This window comes from Frateuria flava (genome assembly GCF_017837635.1).
Classification (GTDB): Bacteria; Pseudomonadota; Gammaproteobacteria; order Xanthomonadales; family Rhodanobacteraceae; genus Frateuria_A; species Frateuria_A flava.
In genome coordinates this window covers 1-16,419 of record NZ_JAGJRS010000021.1, presented here as the reverse complement: position 1 = coordinate 16,419, position 16,419 = coordinate 1, and the positions used below count along the sequence as shown (strand labels likewise).

The following is a 16,419-nucleotide window of genomic DNA, read 5'->3' as shown; positions in this document are numbered from 1 at the left end:
CACTGAAAGGCGATGCGCACGTCTGCCTCCCCGGAGGCAAAATCCGGCCAAACCCTTGAGTGATAGCACAGGCCGACAGCGGCGACTCTTGGAAAATTTCGTGGTTGACGCTCCCGTCAACCCTTCCTACTGTGACGCGGTCGTCATTTTCGCGATATGACGACGTTAATCGAGTCCCGCTGCGCCACGCCGGGGCTACCGTCCGCAAGGGGAAAAAACATGTTCCAGAAGAAGCTCGTCGGCGCCATGCTCGCCGCGCTGGGGTGCGCGTCGGCTTCGCTGTGTGCCGCCACGCCGGTGCATATTCATGCCGGTCGCCTCGGCCAACTCGCGCCGGCCACGCTGGCCAGTCGCCTGGGTCTGGGGCAGGGCAGCACCTTCACTGCCGGTGCGCACGCCAGAACGGTGCGCGGCACCGTCAAGACGCGTGAATGGCAGACTTTTCAGGGCGTACCGGTGTACGGGCGCAGCCTGGTCATCGAACGTGACGCCCGCGGCAACGTGGTGAGCGCCCACGGCGAGGCCGAGGCCAGCCTGTCGGGCCAGTTGCAGTCGGTGCGCCCGCACCTCGACGGCACGCAGGCCCAGGCCGCCCTGCAGGCCAAGCTGGGCCAGCAGGGCCTGGCCGCGAGCAATGTGCGCAGCGAGCTGTTCGTCTATCCGCAGGCCAAGGGCAACGCCCGGCTGGCGTACCGTACCTCTTACCTGGTGACGTCCAACGGTCGCATCTCGCGTCCGACGGCGATCGTGGACGCCAACACCGGCGAGGTCCTGCGTCATTGGGATGGCCTGACCACCGGCCGCCGCCCGCCGGGCACCGGCACGCCGACGCCGGTCGACGCCAATGGCCCGGGCGGCAACGAACTGACCGGCCTGTACCACTACGACGGTTCGGGGGCCGGTCTGGAGCTGCTCAGCGCCACGCGCATCGGCAGCACCTGCTACCTGCAGGACGACAAGGTCGCCACTTACAACGTGGCCGGCGGCCAGCGCGTGACCTTGTGGTCGTTCGGTTGCGCGGGCACCAATCCGGCCGGCTGGACCAGCATGGGCGACGCGATCAACGGCGCCTATTCTGCGATCAACGACGCGCACCACTTCGGCGGCGTGGTCTATGACATGTACAACAGCTGGTTTGGCGCGCCGCCGCTGAAAAATGGTGACGGCAGCCCGATGCAGCTGCACATGTGGGTGCATTACGGCGCCAACTACGAAAACGCCTTCTGGGACGGCTCCGAGATGGTGTTCGGCGATGGCGACCAGTATTTCTATCCGTTCGTGGTGCTCGACATCACCGGCCATGAAATCAGCCACGGCTTCACCGAGCAGCATTCGGGCCTGGAATACGACGGCCAGTCCGGCGGCATGAACGAGGCGTTCTCGGACATGGCGGGCGAAGCGGTGAAGTATTTCGACCGCGGCAGCAACGACTTCATGACCGGCGCGGAGATCGTCAAGCCGGCCACCGTGCCGCTGCTTGGCATGGCAGCGCTGCGCGACATGTGCACGCCGAGCAACGACGGCATCTCGATCGACAACGCGTCGCAGTATTACGACGGGCTCAACGTCCATTACTCCAGCGGCGTCTACAACCGGGCGTTCTGCACGCTGGCCAAGACCGCCGGCTGGAACACGCGCACCGCGTTCGAAGTGTTCCACGACGCCAACGCGCTGTACTGGGGGCCGACCGAGTCCTTCGACAGCGGCGCCTGCGGCGTCGAGCAGGCGGCGACCGACCGTGGGTATGCGACCGCGGACGTCGCGGCCGCTTTCAGCGCGGTCGGCGTCACCTGCCGCTGAGCGGACTGGCCCGCGAGCCACGCGGCTCGCGGGCGACCGGGCGGCCGGCGCATGCGTCCGGTGCCCCTTTCAACGAATGAACCTCCGCCAGGCACTGCGGTGCCCGGCGGACAGGGAGAGGCTTGTGAACAAAATCCACAGCAAGGTCTGGAATCGGGCGCGCCGCATGGTCGTGGTCGCCTCGGAGTTGGCGCGTAGCCAGGGCAAGCGGAGTTCCGGCGGACGCGCTCGCGCACTGGTGCTGGGCGCAGCCATGACGATGGTCGCCGTGGCGAGCCCGGCGCAAACGGCGGTCTTCGCCGCCGATCCGGGTACCGACGCAGTATTGATCGACCCGTCCGTGCTCGAAGGCGGCACCGCTGGCGGCCACAACGCCAGTGCGGGCTTCTATGCGACCGCGCTGGGTCTCTATGCGAACGCGGCCGGGCACGGTTCGGTCGCCGTCGGCGAGAATGCCTATTCCGATGGGTCGTGGTCGCTGGCGATGGGCGCCCGTTCCTATGCGTCTGCGCTCTATGGCGTGGCCGTCGGCACCGACAGCATGGCCACGGACGAAAGCGCCACGGCAGTGGGTGGCACTTACACCGATTACGACGGCACCGAGTACAGCACCGAGGCAAGTGCCTTCGGTGCCACGGCGCTGGGCGCCGGCGCGGGCGCCGATGGCGTCGACAGCACGGCGGTCGGTTCGCTCGCCTACGCCACCGGTCAGGGTTCGTTCGCCGGCGGCACCAATGCCGGGGCCGACGGCTACCAGAGCGTGGCGCTGGGCGCCAATGCGCAAGCCACCGACCGCGGCACCATCGCGATCGGCGGCGGCGATCCGGACCTGATGTCCGGCGAAGCCACCACTGCCACGGGCGAGGGCGCCATCGCACTGGGTTCGCTGGCCTACGCCTCCGGCACCGGCGCCATGGCCAACGGCTACCAGGCCACTGCGCTGGGCAACTTCGCCATGGCCAGCGGCAATGGCGCCTGGGCACAGGGCACGGCCGCGTCGGCCCTGGGCAGCAGCGCGCTTGCCGCCGCCGACAAGGCCACCGCCGTGGGCAACAACGCGCAGGCGCTCGCCGGTACGGCTACCGCTGTCGGTGCGGATGCCTTCGCGCAGGGCACCTACAGCATCGCCATCGGCTCCCAGGGCGACCCGAACACCGGCGCCTTCGGCAGCCAGTCGATCGCCATCGGCCTGGACAGCTTTGCCGCCGACAGCTACGCCAACGCGCTGGGCAGCTTCAGCGTGGCCGCCAAGTTCGCCAGCGCCTACGGTTATGGCGCCAGCGCCCTCGGTTACGCGAGTCTCGCGTCGGGTGTGCAGAGCGAGGCTTCGGGCGACTTCTCGGTGGCGCTGGGCGTCGGTTCGATCGCGTCGAATGCCGACAGCGTCGCCGTCGGCGACGGCAGCGAATCCGATGGCGCGGCCGCGGTGGCGCTGGGCGCGGGTGCGTATGCACCGGCCGACAACAGCGTCGCGCTGGGCGCCGGTTCGTACGCCGACCAGGACAACACGGTGTCGGTCGGTGCCGCGGGGGCCGAGCGGCGCATCACCAACGTGGGCGATGGCGTCTACGCAACCGACGCGGTGAACAAGGGTCAGCTCGACGCGGTCGCCGATCTCGTGGGCGCCAACGACCAGGCGCTCAGCGACCTGGGTGACCAGGTGACCAACATCGACGGCCGCGTGACCACTATCGAGGGGCAACTGGGCAGCCTTCAGTCGAGCACCGCCGGCATGGCCTACCTGAGCGTGGACGGTGACACGGCGGCCAACACCCAGACCGGCAGCAAGGCCGTGGCGCTGGGCTCGGCCGCGTCGGCGCAGGGCGACCACGGTACCGCGATCGGCGGCGACAGCTATGCGGCCGGCCCGAACGATACGGCCATCGGCGGCAATGCCCACGTCAATGCCGACGGCAGTACGGCGGTCGGCGCCAACACCACCATCGCGGCCAGCGCGACCAACGCGGTGGCCGTGGGCGAAAGCGCGAGCGTCAGCGCCAGCGGGGCAGTCGCCCTCGGCCAGGGCGCGGTGGCCGACCGCGCCAACACCGTCTCGGTGGGCACGGCCAGCCAGCAACGGCAGATCGTCAACGTCGCGGCGGGCACGCAAGCCACGGACGCCGCCAACACCGGACAGGTCGACCAGGCGATCGCCACGGCCAAGACCTACGCCGACGCCGGCGACCGCCAGACACTGGCCCGCGCGCAGGCTTATGCGGACCAGAAGCTGGCCAACGTGGCGCTGGACCTGGGCAACTTCCGTCGCGAGGTCGATGACCGCTTCCGCAGCGTGAACACCCGCCTGGACCAGGTCGGTGCGATGGGTTCGGCGATGGCGCAGATGGCGTTCAGCACGCAGGGGATCGACACCCCGAACCGGCTGGGCGTGGGCGTGGGCGGCTACCACGACCGGGGTGCGCTGGCGGTGGGCTATTCGCGCCAGTTGTCCTCCCATGCCAGCCTGACCTTCGGCGCCGCGGTCAGCGGCGACGAAACCTCCGGCGGCGTGGGCCTGGGTGTGGGCTGGTAAGCACCCGGCAAGACCAGGAACGGCCGGCGCACATGCAGGCGCCGGCCGTTTCACGTTGCGCTGAACTTGTGCGCGTGATGTTAGTCGGAAGTTCCACGGCATCTCCCGCCGCGCGCTCGCGCCCGGGCCGGGGGATGTGCTACCAATGGTTTTTTCTCGTCGACGCGGGGGGTGTTGACGGGTTGACGTGACTGGCGGGAGACACTGCATGTCGGCAGTTCCAACGCCCGCGGCCACCTGGGCGCTCTCCGTGGACGACCGTGAAGCGGCGGTCTGCGCACTCCTGGTGTCGCGCGGCAACCTCAAGGACAGCGACCTCCATCGCGCGCGCCGCCTCCACGAGGAGGCGCCGGAGGGCACCCTGACCGCGCTGCTGGCGCGGCTGGGTCTGGTGTCCGAGCGCGACCTGGCCGAAGGCTGGTCTGAGCTGCTCGGCGTGCCGCTGCTGGCTGCGCGCGACGCGCCGGAAATGCCGCCGGCCGAGCCCGAGCTTTCCCTGCGCTTCCTCAAGCAGCAGCACGTGGTGCCGGTGCGCGAGGGCGAAGACGACCTGGCGCTGGTCGTGGCCGACCCGGCCGATCCCTACCCGCTGCAGGCGGTCGAACTGGCCGCCGGCCGGCCGGTCGCGCTGCGCATCGGTCTGCGTTCGGAAATCGACGATCTGATCGAGCGCTACTACGGCAGCGGTCGTTCGGCGATGGGCACGATCGTGGAGAACCTCGGCGGCGAGGCCAGCGAGGAGGACGACGTCGAGCATCTGCGCGACCTCGCCTCGGAGGCGCCGGTGATCCGCCTGGTCAACCTGATCCTGCAGCGCGCGGTCGAGCAGCGCGCCTCCGACGTGCACATCGAGCCGTTCGAGAACCGCCTGAAGGTGCGTTATCGCATCGATGGCGTGCTGCACGAAGTGGAGGCGCCGCCATCGTCCTCGACCGCAGCGGTGATCAGCCGCGTCAAGATCATGGCCAAGCTCAACATCGCCGAGCGCCGGCTGCCGCAGGACGGGCGCATCCAGTTGCGCGTGCAGGGCAAGGAGCTGGATCTGCGCGTGTCCACCGTGCCAACGGCCTATGGCGAGTCGGTGGTGATGCGTATCCTGGACCGCGAGTCGGTGGAGTTCGACTTTGAGTCGCTGGGCTTCACGCCCGCGTTCGAGAAGCGCTTCGTGGAAGTGCTCGAGCGCCCCAATGGCATCCTGCTGGTGACCGGCCCGACCGGCTCGGGCAAGACCACCACGCTGTACACGGCGCTGTCGCGGATCAACACGCCGGACGTGAAGATCATCACCGTCGAAGATCCGGTCGAATACCAGCTCGAAGGCATCAACCAGATCCAGGTCAAGCCGCAGATCGGACTGGATTTCGCCAATGCCTTGCGCTCGATCATGCGCCAGGACCCGGACGTGATCATGATCGGCGAAATGCGCGATCTGGAAACCTGCCGCATCGCGATCCAGTCCGCACTCACCGGCCACCTGGTGCTGTCCACGCTGCACACCAATTCGGCCGCCGGCGGCGTCACCCGCCTGCTCGATATGGGGGTCGAGGATTACCTGCTCGGCTCGACCGTCAACGCGATCCTGGCGCAGCGCCTGGTGCGCCGGCTCGATCCGGAGACCGCGGTTCCCTATGAGCCCACGCCCGAAGTGATCGCCGAGTTCGAGCTGGAGAAATACACCGACGAACGGCCGATCCGGCTATGGAAGCCCGGCAGCAGCGCCGCCAACCCCACCGGCTACCGCGGCCGCCGCGCCATCGTCGAATTCCTGGTGATGAGCGAACCGCTGCGCCGACTGGTGATGCAGCGCGCCGACGCCAGCGAGATCGAGCGCGTCGCGCGCGCCGAGGGCATGCGCACGATGTACGAAGACGGCATCGCCAAGGCGGTCGCCGGCGTCACCACCCTGGAGGAGGTGCTGCGTGTCACGCAGGAAGGCTGATGCCATGCGGACCGGCACCCTTGCTCCCTCTCCCCACCGGGGAGAGGGCTGGGGTGAGGGACCGGGGCTCGCCCGGATCCTGATCAGTACGCCTGCAGCTTTTGCATTTGAGGGCGCACCGGGTTTCACTCATCCTTTCCCGCAAGCCGTGGCCCCTCACCCCAGCCCTCTCCCCGCCGGGGAGAGGGAGCCGTATCGGCAAGGGCTCTGAGATGGCGCAGTTCCGCTACCGCGCCATCAGTGCCGCCGGCGAAATGCTGGACGGCCAGATCGAGGCTCCCAGCCTGGAGGAGGCGATCGGGCGCCTGCAGGACCAGGGCCATACGCCGCTGGAAGCCCGGCCCGCCGACGCCATGGGCGAAGGCTCGGCGTTCGCCGCACTGCTCAAACGCGGCCCGTTCACCGGCGACCAGCTGGCGCAGTTCACCCATCAGCTGGCCACGCTGCTCGGTGCGGGCCAGCCGCTGGACCGGGCGCTGGGCATCCTGATGGAACTGCCCGAGGCCGAGCGCGCCAAGCGGCTGGTCGAGCGCGTGCGCGACCGCGTGCGCGGCGGCACCACGCTGTCGCAGGCGCTGGAAGAGGAGCACGGGGTGTTCCCCAGGCTGTACATCTCGCTGGTACGCGCGGGCGAGGCCGGCGGTTCGCTGGAGGACACCCTGCGCCGCCTGGCCGAGTACCTCGAACGCGCCCAGCAACTGCGCGGCAGCATCATCAACGCGCTGATCTATCCGGCGTTCCTGATGATCGGCGTGCTCGGCTCGCTGGTGCTGTTGCTGGCCTACGTCGTGCCGCAGTTCGTGCCGATCTTCCAGGACATGCAGGTGCCGATCCCGCTGATCACGCGGGTGGTGCTGTTCATCGGCCAGGTGCTGCAGACCTGGTGGTGGCTGCTGCTGATCGTGCTGATCGTCGGCGTCACCGTGTGGCGCGCACGCCTGCGCGATCCGGCGCTGCGCATGGCCTGGCATGCGAGGCTGCTGACCCTGCGCGTGATCGGCCCGCTGCTGCTGAAAGTGGAGACCGCGCGCATCGCCCGCACGCTGGGCACCTTGCTCAAGAACGGCGTGCCGCTGCTGACCGCGATCGGCATCGCGCGCCAGGTCACCGGCAATACCGCGCTCGACGACGCGCTCGCGCAGGCGTCCGAACAGGTCAAGGGCGGCGGCGGCCTGAGCGCTGCGCTGGCGCGTTCGCAGCGCTTTCCGCGACTGTCGCTGCAAATGGTGCAGGTCGGCGAGGAAGCCGGCCAGCTCGACAGCATGCTGCTGAAGGTCGCCGACACCTTCGATCTCGAATCCAAGCGCGCGATCGACCGCCTGCTGGCCGCACTGGTGCCGGCACTGACGATCGTGATGACGGTGCTGGTGGCGATCATCATGGCGGCGATTCTGCTGCCGCTTTTGAGTTTGACCTCGAACATTCAGTAATTGGAGACACTTATGCTTGACCAGGCACGGGGATTCGGGAATCGGGATCCGGGATTCGTTAAGGCGTGCAAGCGCCAACCACCCGCTCTTGCGAATCCGAAATCCCGAATCTCGAATCCCAAGCGCCGCGCCGCGCACGCCCGCGGCTTCACCCTGCTCGAAATGCTCGCCGTGATCGTGCTGATCGGCATCATCGGCGCGATCGTGGTACGCCAGGTCGGCAGCAGCGTCGACAAGGGCAAGTACGGCGCGGGCAAGGCGCAGCTGATGACGCTCGGCCAGAAGATCGAAAACTACTCGCTCGACAACGGCTCGCCGCCGGCCGGCCTCGACGCGCTGGTCAAGAAGCCGCCGAACGCACCGAACTGGCAGGGCCCGTACGCCAAGCCGTCGGATCTGGTCGATCCGTTCGGCCATGCGTTCGGCTACAAGGCGCCCGGCGAGCATGGGAGCTACGACCTGGTGTTCTTCGGCCAGGATGGCAAGCCCGGCGGCGACGGCTACAGCAAGGACATCGGTAGCTGGCAATGATGTCGGGATTCGGCATTCGGGATTCGGGATTCGGGAAGGCGCGCAAGCGCCGGCCGCCCGCGTTTGCGAATCCCGAATCTTTAATCCCCGGTCGCCGGCGCGCGCGCGCCAGAGGCTTCACCCTGCTCGAAATGTTGGCGGTGATCCTGCTGATCGGCATCGCCGCGGCGGCGGCTGCCGTGTCGGTGACGCAGGGGCTGGCCAGCGCACGCACGCGTGCGGCCAGCGTGGAACTGGCTGCCGCGCTGCGTGCCACGCGCGCGCAGGCGATCGTCAAGGGCAAGGAACAGACCTTCGAGCTGGACACGAAAGCAGCCAGCTACCAGGCGGCCGGTGGCAGGGAAGTGGCCTTGCCCAGGGGCATGCGCCTGTCCATCACCAGCGCACGCGAGGACCAGCCCGACAACCACACTGGCCGCATCCGCTTCTTTCCCGACGGCAGCTCCACCGGCGGCCACATCACCCTGCAGCGCGGCGAGCGCCGCTGGCAGGTCAACGTGGCCTGGCTGACCGGCGCGGTGAGCGTGGTGACGTCGTGACCACGGGAATCGTAAATGGGGAATGGGGAATCGCCAGGGCGCGCAAGCGCCAGCCGCATGCCTTTTCCATTCCCCATTCCCCATTCCCCATCCCCCGCCGCGCGAAGCGCGCCAGGGGCTTCACCCTCCTCGAAGTGATCGCCGCCGTACTGCTGCTGGCGATCACCTTCGCCTCGCTCATGCGCGTGGCCGGCAGCTCGCTCAACCTCACCGCGCGCTCGGCCGAACGCAGCGAGGCGGCGATGTGGGCGCGCAGCCTGCTCGACAGTGCGTTCGTGCTGGAGCCGATCCGGGTCGGCCGCAGCAGCGGTCGTTTCGATGAGCGCTATCGCTGGCAGCTCGACGTGCAACCGTTCCAGCCGCCGACCACTGCGCAGGCGAACGGCCCACAGCCGCGCGCGCCGGCCTCGCCGCTCAAGCTCTACCGGCTCGAGCTGAACGTCATGTGGAAGAGCGCCGGGCATGATTACAGCGCGCGCTTCAGCACCTTGCGTGTCGGCGGCCCGCAGCCGCAGGGGGCGGGGTCGTGAGGACGGTATCCGGCACGCGGGATTCGGGACTTGATAGGGCGCGCATGCGCATGCGGCCGGTCACCCCGGTGGATCCCGAATCCCGAGTCCCGAATGCCCGGCGCCCACCACGGGCCGCCTTCCCGAATCCCGAATCCCGAATCCCGCATGCCGGGCAAGCAACGCGCGCCAGCGGCTTCACCCTGCTCGAAACACTCGCCGCACTGGCGCTGCTTGCGCTGCTGCTGGTCGGCGTCTACTCCGGTATCCGCACCGCCTCCCACAGCGTGCAATCGGGGACTGCGGCGGTGGAGCGGCTGGACGCAGTGCGCTCGGCGCAGCAGTTCCTGCGCAGTGAACTGGCGCAGGCGATGACCCAGCAGCTGGGCAAGAACCCCGACAACGACGAGGCGATCTTCTTCCGCGGCGAGCCCGACACGATGAGCTTCGTCGCCCCGTTGCCCGGCTACCTGGGCAAGCTCGGGCCGCAGGTGCAGACGCTCGAACTGGTCGACAACGGCAAGGGCGGCCAACGCCTGCAGGTCCGTTTTGCGTTGCTGCCGCCCACCGGCGAACCGCTCAAGCCCGGCCCGCCGCAGGTGCTTCTGGAGGACGTGCGCGATGCCGCCTTCCACTACCGCGGGGTGGATGAGCGGGGCCGCCCCGGTGCGTGGCGCAACGACTGGCGCCAGGGCGACCGCCTGCCGCAGCTGGTGCGCATCGATCTGAAGCTGCCCGGGGTCGGTTACTGGCCGCAACTGACCGTACCGCTGCGCGTGGACGCCTCGGCCAACCAGCGCCAGTTCGCGATGCTGGAGGTTGCCGGCCCCCACCTCGCCTGGAGGCAGCCATGAGCGCGCGTCGTGGCCAGCGCGGCGTCGCGCTGTTGCTGGTGCTGTGGGCCTGCACGCTGCTGGCGATCATGCTGGGCGGCTACGCGATGACCGCGCGTACCGAGGGCTTGCAGGCGCGCTTCCAGTTCGCCCAGGCCCAAGCGCACTACGCGGCCGAGGCCGGCCTCTCCCGCGCCGTCTATAGCCTGCAGGACCCGCGCCTGGCCGAGCGCTGGCAGGCCGATGGCCGGCCGTACACGTTCCGTTTCGACGGTGCCACCGTACAGGTCAGCGCAGTCGACGAGGGCGGCAAGGTGGATTTGAACAGTGCCTCGCCGATCGTGCTGCAGGGTCTGTTCCGCGCCGCCGGCCTGCGTCCGGACCAGGCGCAGAAGATGGCTGGCGCGGTCGTCGACTGGCGCGAGTTCAGCGCCGGCCAGAAAGTGGGCGCGCAGGTGTATGCGGCCAACGGCTACCAGCCGCGCCACTCGCCGTTCCTGAGCATCGAGGAACTGCAGCAGGTGGCCGGCATGACACCCGCGCTCTATCGCACCATCGCCGGTGCGATCACCATCTGGTCCGGCCGCGAGAGCCCCGATCCGAACACCGCCCAGCCGCTGGCGCTGGGCGCGATCCCGGGCATGACGCCCGAGCGGGTCGCGCAGGTGCTGGCTGCCCGAAAGAACACGCGGCCGGGCGTGGCCGCCCTGTTCGCGGGCAATGGAGTGACGCATAGTATTCGCTCGGAGGCCACGATGGCCGACGGCACGCGCGCCGTGCTGCATGCCACCGTACGCCTGCAGGGCGTTCGTCCGGGGGCGCAGCCTTACGCGGTGTTGCACTGGCGGGAGGGTGACCGCGAATGACCAACGCAACGCAATCGCTGCGACCGCAGCTGGACCGCGCGCGCCGTGCCTGGCGCGCCTCGCCGCTGCCGCGCTTCTTCGCCTGGTGGTTCGCCGAACTCGGCGCGCTGCTGCCGGCTTCGTGGGGCCGGCTGTTCGGCGGCGGCGCGCAGTGGTACCTGCTGCAGCGCACCGACGGGCGCTGGGAGCTGCGCCGCACCGGCGAATCGGAAGTGCGCGCGCAATGGCCGCGCGGCACCGAGGCGGCGATCGAGCAGGCTGCCCTGTCGGCGGCCGTGCGCGAAACCGACCGTGAAGACCTGCGTCTGGCGCTGCTGCTGCCGGCCAGCGCGGTCCTGCGCCGGCGCCTGCTGCTTCCCCGCGCGGCGGCCGACAACCTGCAGCAGGTCGGCGCGTTCGAGATGGACCGGCAGACGCCTTTCCGCGTCGAGCAGGTCCACTACGCCGTGCTCGAACTGGACACGCCGGCCCCGGCCGGTCGCTTTTTCGCCGAACTGGTGGCGGTGCCGCGCGACACGCTCGACCCGCTGCTGACCGAGCTCGAAGGCGCCGGCATCCGCGTCGATGCGGTGGACGTGGCCGAGGGCACCGGCCGGCTTGGGGTGAACCTGCTGCCGCCGGCACGCGTGCCGTATCGCACCAACCCGCGCCAGCGCCTGAACCTCGCGCTCGCCGCCGCGGCGGTGCTGCTGCTGGTGCTGGCACTGGCGCAATGGCTCAACAACCGCGAACAGGCCCTCGCCGCCATGCAGGTGCAGGTGCAGGACATGCAGGCCGAGGCGCAACAGGTCGCCGCGCTGCGCCAGGAACTGCAGGACAACGCCGGCGCGGCCAGCTTCCTGGTCCGGCGCAAGCAGAACCGCGTGACCATGCTCGACCTGCTGCTCGACCTCACCCGCCGGATGCCACAGAGCGCCTGGTTGGAGCGGCTCAGCGTCGACCCGAGCGGGCAGGTGGGTTTCCAGGGCCAGGCGCCCCAGGCCGCGGCGCTGATCGATGCGCTGAAGGATTCGAAGATCGTGCGAGACCCGAACTTCCAGGGCAGCATCCAGCCTGATCCGGCCAGCGGCAAGGAGCGCTTCTACATGGTGGCGCAGTTGCGCCAGGCCGGCAGCGCCGCGCCCGCGACGCCGGCCAGCGCCGCCTCGGAGGCGCAGCCATGAGGCAGCTGGAACTGAAGCCGCGCGACAGCCGCATCGCCGCCGTGCTGCTGCTGGTGCTGGCACTGGTGCTGGTGTATTTCCTGTTGATCCACTGGTGGTTCGTCGCACCGCTGCGCGCGGTCGATGCGCAGATGGGCGACCTGCGCGACACCCAGAGCCGTTACGCGGCGGCCATTGCCGAGAAGCCGGCGCTGGAAAAGCGCATCGCCGAACTGGGTGCCGGCCAGGCCGCCAGTGCCGCGTTCCTGCCCGAGAGCGACCCCAACGCCGCCTCCGCCGGGCTGATGCAGCGGGTGGTCGACGCCGTGGGCGCGCACACGGCCGGCGGCGCCTGCGAAGTCACCCAGAAGATGCCCTTGCCCAACCCGCCGGACGACGACGCCAGCCCTTATCGCAAGGCGGCAGTGAGCATCAGTCTGCGCTGCGACATGGAACCGCTGGTGGCGGTGCTCAATGCGCTGGAGCAGGGCACGCCCTACCTGTTCGTCGACGACCTGAGCATCTACCGCAATCCGGTCGCCGCGCAGCAGGGCAACCAGCCGGTGCTGGAGATCCAGTTCACCCTGTCCGGCTACGTGCGCCCGTCGCACGGGCAGGCGGTTGCCGCGCCGGTACCTGCCGATGACACGGTCGGCGCTGACAGCGGAGAGGAGCCATGAATGCCGCCGCGCAACGTCGCCTGACCGTGCCGCTGGTCGCCGCCACGGTGGTGCTGGGCGTGCTGTTCCTGGCGCTGCTGGCCGGCGTCGGCCGTGGCGTGCGCTGGGCGCCGCCGCACGCGGCGGCGCCGCTGCCGGCCCAGCATGCCGCCACGCTGCCGCCACCGGTGCCGCTGGATCACTACGCGCCGGTGTGGCAGCAGCCGCTGTTCAACCCCGACCGCAAGCCGGTGGCGCACGCTGCCAGCGGCAGCAGCCAACTCGGCGACATGCAGCTGACCGGCATCATCCTCACGCCGACCTTGCGCATGGCGCTGCTGCGCAACAAGCGCGCGGCGGAGAAAAACCAGGAGTTGCGCATAAAAGAGGGCGCCAGCCTGCCCGACGGCAGCTGGACCCTGGTCGAGGTCAAACCCCGCTCGGCGGTGTTCGATTCCTCCAGTGGCCGCGTCGAGCTGCAACTGCCGGCCGGCGTGCCGATCGACCAGGTACGCGCCAACCCGGCCGAAGCCTCGTCCGTCCCTGAGCTGCCGGACGAAGTCATCGACCGCTCGCATCACCTGCAGGCGCCCGAGGACGACCAGGACGGCAACCCGCAAGGCCAGCCCGACACCGGTGCGCCGCAGGACAACGGCGACGATGACGACAATGCCCCGCCCAGCGGTGGCACGGCCGGCCAGGGCCTTCGCGGCGGTGCGCCGGCCCGCATGCAAATGACCAACGAGGAGCGCCAGGCCGATCGCCTGCGCCAGCTCAAGGCAGCCATCCAGAAACGCCGCGCCGAACAGGCAGCCGCGAAGGCTCACGAAGGAGATCGCTGAACCATGTTCCCCAACGCCCTGCACCGGATGTCCCGGATCGGCGCCATTGCGCTGACGGTCTGGCTTGTCGGCTGCTCCAGCATGCCGCAGCCGCGCGACGACTACGCGCTGCAGCGCGAGGCCGTCGCCGGTACCGAGAAGCCCGCGCCCGCGCCGCTGCCACTCAACAACAACGTCGGCCCGGCCGGAGCGACCAGCGCGCAACCGCAGATCGACACCGGCACCGGACAGTTCATCCACCCGCAGGCGCTGGCCAAGCCACGGCCGGCCGCGCATGGCGAAGGCGCGGTGACCTTCAACTTCGAGAACCAGCCGGTGCAGGCCGTGGTCAAGGCCATCCTCGGCGACTTCCTGAAGAAGAACTACACCATCGTGCCCGGCGTGCAGGGCAACATTTCCTTCTCCACCTCCGAGCCGATCGACGCCAGCCAGGCACTTCCGGTGCTGGAGACGCTGTTGTCCTGGACCGGCAACGCGCTGGTGCGCCAGGGCAACAGCTATGTGGTGATGCCGGCCAAGAACGCGATCGCCGGCAGCGTGTCGCCGAGCCTCGGCGCGGTGGCGCCGCAGGGCGGCATGCAGGCGCGGCTGTTCCCGCTGCACTACATCTCCGCGGCGCAGATGCAGAAGCTGATCAAGCCGTTCGCGCGACCGGATTCGATCCTGCTGGCCGATCCGGCACGCAACGTGCTGGTGCTCGCCGGCTCGCCGCAGGAACTGGACAACTACGCGCGCACCATCCGCACCTTCGACGTCGACTGGCTCAAGGGCATGTCGGTGGGCGTGTTCAGCCTGCAACGGGCCAACGTGTCCGAGCTGATGCCCAAGCTCGATGCGATCTTCGGCAAGCAGGGCGACAGCCCGCTGGCGGGCATGCTGCGCTTCATCCCGATCGAGCGCACCAATGCGCTGGTGGTGATCAGCACGCAGCCGGACTACCTGCAGGAAGTGGGCGACTGGATCGCCCGCATCGACCGCGGCGGTGGCAACGAGCCACAGCTCTATGTCTACGACGTGCGCAACATCAAGGCCTCGGACCTGGCCAAGTACCTGGCGCAGATCTACACCAACGCCTCGGCCGGCGGCAGCAGCGGCGGTGAAGTCGGTCCGGGTCTCAACTCCGGCACGCTGGGCAACGCCGACAACGCCAACGGCACCGCGATGGGCAGCACCGCCGGCAGCTTCGGCAACAGTGGTGGCATCGCCGGTGGTTCGGGCAGCTTCAAGGGCGGCAACGACACCGGCGGCAGCAGTGGCCTGTCGGGCCTCAACGGCAACGACAGCAGCATGGGCGGCCAGGGCAACGGCTTCGGCGGCAGCGGCGGCTTCGGCAACAGCGGTGGCCTGGCCAATGCCAGCAGCTCGGCGAACGACCAGCAGTACAGCTCCTCGGATGGCTCGATCAAGATTTCCTCGGTCGATTCCAACAACCAGCTGCTGGTGCGCGCGCGACCGTCCCAGTGGGCGGAGATCGAGGGCGCGATCCAGCGCCTGGACACCGTGCCGCTGCAGGTGCAGATCGAGACGCGCATTCTGGAAGTGCAGCTCACCGGCGCATTCCAGTTTGGCGTGCAGTGGTACCTGGAAGGCCTCGTTGGCGGCACCCCCAACAGCAGCGGCGGGGTCACCCCGGGCCAGCCGGGCAACCAGCAGCAGTGGGCGTTCGGCAAGGGTGGCATGACCTACAACCCGACCGGTGATTCGTTCTTCTACTCGTTCCTCAACAACAATCTGCAGGTCGCCCTGCACGCGCAGGAGACCAATGGCAACGTCAAGACGCTCTCGGCGCCCTCGCTGGTGGTGATGAACAACCAGGTGGCGCACATCCAGGCGGGCGACGAGATCCCGGTCAACCAGACCTTCTTCACCACCGGCCTGGGAACCAACACCGACAACAATCCGACCACCGTCGGACAAGTGCAGTACATCAGCACCGGCGTGATCCTGGACGTGCAGCCGCGCATCAATCCAGGTGGCCTGGTCTACCTCAACATCAAGCAGCAGGTGAGCGTGCCGGGTACCAAGGACACCAACGGCAACTACACCATCCAGCAGCGCGAAATCGCCACCCAGGTCGGCGTGCAGAGCGGCCAGACCGTGCTCCTGGGCGGCCTGATCCGCCAGGACGAGGGCAACACCGACACCGGCATCCCTGGCCTGAACCGCATTCCGCTGATCGGCCGCCTGTTCGGCAGCACCGACCGCCATCGCAACCGCTCCGAGCTGATCGTGCTGATCACGCCGCGGGTGATTGGCTCCAGCGACGACGCCAAGCGCATCACCGACGAGTACCAGACCAAGTTCGAGTCGCTGGCGCCGCTGCAGGCGGAGCGGGCGAAGGAGCCGCCGCCGCCGGCCGCCTCGCCGGCCGACGTGCCCCTGCCCACGCCGCCGGCCTCGCCCGAGCAGCTCAACCAGCAGGCCGAGGCGGCGCTCAAGCAGACCGACTACGAGGCGGCGCAGCGGCTGGCGCTGCAGTCCTGGCGCGATGGCCCACAGCACGGCGAGCTTTGCGCGCGCAACTGGCAGATCATCGCCAGCGTGCGTACCCACCTGGGTGATACCGAGGGCGTGGACACGGCGCGCAAATGGGTCGCGCAGTGCATGGCGGGCGGGAAGTAGTTTCCCCGCAGGGCAACCCCCATCCGCCTGTCGGCACCTTCCCCCGTAAACGGGCGAAGGATCGATAGGCGGGATCGCGCTGCGCCTTCTCTCCTGGCAGGCCCGTACATTGAAGTGGTCAAGTCTTTTTGGACACCGGATAGGAGCTAAGCCGCCATTGCATCAACGATGGCGGGT

Annotated in this window: 13 protein-coding genes; all 13 read left to right on the top strand. The window is 69.0% G+C overall.

The window, feature by feature from the left end:
• Window positions 1-219 precede the first annotated feature (219 nt).
• Window positions 220-1,800 (top strand): M4 family metallopeptidase, encoded by a 1,581-nt coding sequence (locus J7I44_RS10605; RefSeq protein WP_209620171.1) that lies wholly within the window; start codon window positions 220-222, stop codon window positions 1,798-1,800.
• A gap of 124 nt (window positions 1,801-1,924) precedes the next feature.
• Complete coding sequence (locus J7I44_RS10600) at window positions 1,925-4,330, top strand: ESPR-type extended signal peptide-containing protein (RefSeq protein WP_209620168.1); 2,406 nt, start codon at window positions 1,925-1,927, stop codon at window positions 4,328-4,330.
• Window positions 4,331-4,538: 208 nt separating this feature from the next.
• Window positions 4,539-6,269 (top strand): type II secretion system ATPase GspE, encoded by a 1,731-nt coding sequence (gene gspE / locus J7I44_RS10595; protein ID WP_209620166.1) that lies wholly within the window; start codon window positions 4,539-4,541, stop codon window positions 6,267-6,269.
• A 212-nt stretch (window positions 6,270-6,481) separates the two neighbouring features.
• Window positions 6,482-7,699, top strand: coding sequence for a type II secretion system inner membrane protein GspF (gene gspF, locus J7I44_RS10590; RefSeq protein ID WP_209620164.1), 1,218 nt, complete (start codon window positions 6,482-6,484; stop codon window positions 7,697-7,699).
• 108 nt (window positions 7,700-7,807) lie between these two features.
• Complete coding sequence (gspG, locus tag J7I44_RS10585) at window positions 7,808-8,230, top strand: type II secretion system major pseudopilin GspG (RefSeq protein WP_342451976.1); 423 nt, start codon at window positions 7,808-7,810, stop codon at window positions 8,228-8,230.
• An 83-nt stretch (window positions 8,231-8,313) separates the two neighbouring features.
• Window positions 8,314-8,769 (top strand): GspH/FimT family pseudopilin, encoded by a 456-nt coding sequence (locus J7I44_RS10580; protein ID WP_425599755.1) that lies wholly within the window; start codon window positions 8,314-8,316, stop codon window positions 8,767-8,769.
• A 68-nt stretch (window positions 8,770-8,837) separates the two neighbouring features.
• The gene (locus J7I44_RS10575) at window positions 8,838-9,299 is read left to right on the top strand and encodes a type IV pilus modification PilV family protein (RefSeq protein ID WP_425599754.1); all 462 of its coding nucleotides are present in this window, start codon (window positions 8,838-8,840) and stop codon (window positions 9,297-9,299) included.
• 50 nt (window positions 9,300-9,349) lie between these two features.
• The gene (locus tag J7I44_RS10570) at window positions 9,350-10,132 is read left to right on the top strand and encodes a type II secretion system protein GspJ (protein ID WP_209620155.1); all 783 of its coding nucleotides are present in this window, start codon (window positions 9,350-9,352) and stop codon (window positions 10,130-10,132) included.
• Window positions 10,129-10,977, top strand: coding sequence for a type II secretion system minor pseudopilin (locus tag J7I44_RS10565; RefSeq protein ID WP_209620152.1), 849 nt, complete (start codon window positions 10,129-10,131; stop codon window positions 10,975-10,977). The genes J7I44_RS10570 and J7I44_RS10565 overlap by 4 nt, the downstream gene beginning before the upstream one ends.
• Entirely contained in the window at window positions 10,974-12,140 is a 1,167-nt protein-coding gene (locus J7I44_RS10560; protein WP_209620149.1) for a PilN domain-containing protein, read from the top strand. Before J7I44_RS10565 ends, J7I44_RS10560 begins: the two co-directional genes overlap by 4 nt.
• Window positions 12,137-12,799, top strand: a complete 663-nt coding sequence (gene gspM / locus J7I44_RS10555; protein WP_209620147.1) for a type II secretion system protein GspM — start codon at window positions 12,137-12,139, stop codon at window positions 12,797-12,799. The genes J7I44_RS10560 and gspM overlap by 4 nt, the downstream gene beginning before the upstream one ends.
• Window positions 12,796-13,620, top strand: coding sequence for a hypothetical protein (locus tag J7I44_RS10550; RefSeq protein ID WP_209620145.1), 825 nt, complete (start codon window positions 12,796-12,798; stop codon window positions 13,618-13,620). Before gspM ends, J7I44_RS10550 begins: the two co-directional genes overlap by 4 nt.
• A 3-nt stretch (window positions 13,621-13,623) precedes the next feature.
• Complete coding sequence (gene gspD, locus J7I44_RS10545) at window positions 13,624-16,242, top strand: type II secretion system secretin GspD (RefSeq protein WP_209620142.1); 2,619 nt, start codon at window positions 13,624-13,626, stop codon at window positions 16,240-16,242.
• Window positions 16,243-16,419 lie beyond the last annotated feature (177 nt).

Bases quoted from the DNA above. Each gene is read 5' to 3' on its own strand.
- J7I44_RS10605 (WP_209620171.1), top strand. From the start codon at position 220: ATGTTCCAGAAGAAGCTCGTCGGCGCCATGCTCGCCGCGCTGGGGTGC.
- gspE (WP_209620166.1), top strand. From the start codon at position 4,539: ATGTCGGCAGTTCCAACGCCCGCGGCCACCTGGGCGCTCTCCGTGGAC.
- gspF (WP_209620164.1), top strand. From the start codon at position 6,482: ATGGCGCAGTTCCGCTACCGCGCCATCAGTGCCGCCGGCGAAATGCTG.
- J7I44_RS10570 (WP_209620155.1), top strand. From the start codon at position 9,350: ATGCGGCCGGTCACCCCGGTGGATCCCGAATCCCGAGTCCCGAATGCC.
- J7I44_RS10565 (WP_209620152.1), top strand. From the start codon at position 10,129: ATGAGCGCGCGTCGTGGCCAGCGCGGCGTCGCGCTGTTGCTGGTGCTG.
- J7I44_RS10560 (WP_209620149.1), top strand. From the start codon at position 10,974: ATGACCAACGCAACGCAATCGCTGCGACCGCAGCTGGACCGCGCGCGC.
- gspM (WP_209620147.1), top strand. From the start codon at position 12,137: ATGAGGCAGCTGGAACTGAAGCCGCGCGACAGCCGCATCGCCGCCGTG.
- J7I44_RS10550 (WP_209620145.1), top strand. From the start codon at position 12,796: ATGAATGCCGCCGCGCAACGTCGCCTGACCGTGCCGCTGGTCGCCGCC.
- gspD (WP_209620142.1), top strand. From the start codon at position 13,624: ATGTTCCCCAACGCCCTGCACCGGATGTCCCGGATCGGCGCCATTGCG.